This window comes from Polaromonas sp. P1_G4, assembly GCF_056405475.1.
Genome location: NZ_JBFUCA010000538.1, coordinates 1 through 2751 on the forward strand (window position 1 = coordinate 1; position 2751 = coordinate 2751).

General features: G+C 62.8%; 2 protein-coding genes. One reads left to right on the plus strand and one right to left on the minus strand.

Translation table 11 applies throughout. From position 1 onward, the window contains the following. Positions 1–485 (minus strand): pyridoxal-phosphate dependent enzyme (locus AC1D1X_RS20125; protein WP_477698997.1); only part of this gene is annotated, 485 nt, incomplete at its 3' end. 253 nt (positions 486–738) lie between these two features. Here AC1D1X_RS20125 and AC1D1X_RS20130 point away from each other — a divergent pair. Further along, on the plus strand, positions 739–2751 hold a 2013-nt coding region (locus tag AC1D1X_RS20130), incomplete at its 3' end, for an ATP-binding protein (protein ID WP_477698998.1).

Sequence of the window (2751 nt, forward strand, 5' to 3'; positions counted from 1 at the left end):
ATCTCCAGCACCACCGTACCCTGGCCTGCGACGATGGCTTCGTCGTCGTAAGGGTGCACGAAGACCAGGCCCTCCCGCTCAGCCAGCGTCAGCGCGTGGGTGCGTGATTCGTCCAGCGTATCGCCGTGCAGCACCACCTCGGCGCCAAAACCCCGGGTGCGTTCGATTTTGACGCCCGGCGTGAAGCGCGGCATCACGATCACCGCCCGTATGCCCAGCCGCTGTGCGTGGTACGCGACGCCCTGGGCATGATTGCCAGCGCTCATCGCGATCACGCCGCGGCGCCGTTCGTCGGCTGAGAGCTGGGCCAACTTGTTACAGGCGCCGCGCTCCTTGAAGGACGCGGTGTACTGCAGGTTCTCGAACTTCAGGTAAATCTGCGCGCCCGTCAACTGGGAAAGCGTCTTGGACTCCACGCAGGGCGTATCGAGCAGGTGGCCCTGCAGGCGCTGGGCGGCTGTTTCTATATCTTTGAGACTGAGCATGGGAATTCCTCTGCGGGGCTATGGTGGGATTGTGCGGGATCATCTTTGCGCATCTTCGCAGGAGTTTCTGTGGTGCATTTCACACGTGGGGGTACAAGTAGCGTCTTCCATGATGCTTCAAGCTGCGTTATGGTGGAGTCTCATTGAACCAGGTCGCATCTGCGGTGCTCATAGCCAGTGAGGCGCCGGTCTTGAAGCAGGGTATCTCACAGGCATGTCTACCAACCGTGTAGTTGCAAAGGGAGGTTTGTCCATGAGCAAGCGTTCCGTTAGCGAGCAGCAGTGGCTGCTGTCCCCCGGGCTGAAAGAGGCGCCGGTGCTGGACCTGATGTGCTCGCATTTCGTGCTGACGCTGGCGGCAAGGCAAGGCGCCAAGTTCAATGTGCGCCGCGACCTCAACAGCCTGCTCTCGCTCTCGGGCCGGCATCTTGTGTGGCCCCTGCCGGCGGTGCAGCGGTTGCGCGAGTTTCTCGGCCGCCGCTGCAAGGACAACGAGTTCTGGCGCGGCCATGAAAGCCTGACCGACACCGAGTTCATGGCGCGCCACGGCGCCTGGCGCGGCCCCTATGAAGAAGGCACGCTGTTCTTCTATCTCGACGAGCATGCGAAGGACCAGCCCAAGGACTTGCTCTCGGTGCTGGCTGCCACCGGCGAATGGCTGACCCAGGCGCTCAAGAAACAATCCACCCTGGTCGAGAAAAACATCGATGCACTGGCCAACCTGCTGCAGCTCAACCGGGCCGAGCGTGCGCTGCTGCTCTACGGCACCCTGGCACGCTACCAGCGCGACCTGCGCTCCCTGCTGGTGGAGTTCAAGGTCAACAATGCCCCCGAGGCGTATGCCGCCATTGCCGATGTGGCCGGCGTGAAGGCCCCCGAGGTTGCCGAAGCGCTGCGCGCCGGCTCGCGCCTGGAGCGCATCGGCATGGTCGAGAACCTGATTTCCGAGCACAACATCACCGACCTTGCGGACCTGATGAAGGTCAGTGAAAAACTGCCGCCCGTGCTGATGCGCGAATACCGCGACCAGAACGAGCTGATGGCTGTGTTTACCCGGCCGGCCGCGCACAGCAGCCTGGGTCTGGCGGACTTCGCTTTTGTGCAGGAGGATGCGCAGGTGCTGGTGTCGCTGCTGCGCAATGCGGTGGCCGGCAAAGAGCAGGGCGTGAATGTGCTGCTTTACGGCCCACCCGGCACCGGCAAGACCGAGCTGGCCAAGGTGGTGGCACAGGCCGCCGGCCTGGACCTGTTCGAGGTCGAATATGCCGACCGCGACGGCAACTCGCTCAGTGGCCGGGACCGCTACCGTTCGCTGCAAATCGCGCAGGTTTTCCTCAAGGGCAGCACGCACTCCGCCTTGTTGTTTGATGAAGTGGAAGATGTGTTTCCGCCGATTTCCAGCGAAGCCGCGCAGCTGATGGCGCGCTCCGAACAATTGCCCGTACCTGCCAGTGGGTCGGTCAGCGGCAAGGCCTGGGTCAACCAGATCCTTGAATCCAACACCGTGCCCACCCTGTGGGTCACCAACCGCATCGAGCAGATCGACCCCGCCTTTCGCCGGCGCTTTGCCTACCACCTCGAACTCAGGTCGCCGCCGCCGGGTGCCCGTGAAGGCCTGGTGCGCAAGACACTGGAAGGTGTTCAGGTCAGCGATGCCTTTGTGGCCAAGCTGACGGCCCGCAAGGGCCTGACGCCCGCGCAAATACGCACGGCTGTCCGGTTTGCGCGGCTGGCCAGCGCGCCCGAAGACGCAGTGGATGCGCAGGTGGACGCAGAAGGCATGCAGGCCATCCTGTCCGGCGGGCGGCCGCTGTTGATGGAGTCGCTGATCGAGCGCCAGCTCAAGAACGCCGACGTGGCGCTGGGCAACCGGGCGGAAGCTTCCGGCCGGYGCAACGCGACCACTTATGACCTTTCCATGCTCAATGTCGAATCCCGGTTCGAGGTGCCGCGTATCGTTGAAGCACTGAAAAGCCGAAGCCATGGCAGCCTGTGTTTTTATGGCCCGCCAGGCACGGGAAAGACGGCATTGGCCGAACACATCGCCAAAGCACTGGATTTGCCGCTCATCATCAAGCAGGCCAGCGACCTGATGAGCAAGTATGTCGGTGAAACCGAACAGAATATGGCGGCGATGTTCCGCGAAGCTGAATCGGAAAAAGCCGTGCTGCTGCTGGATGAAGCGGACAGTTTCCTGCAGGACAGGCGCGGCGCCCAGCGCACCTACGAAGTGACCGAGGTCAACGAAATGCTGCAGGGCATGGAG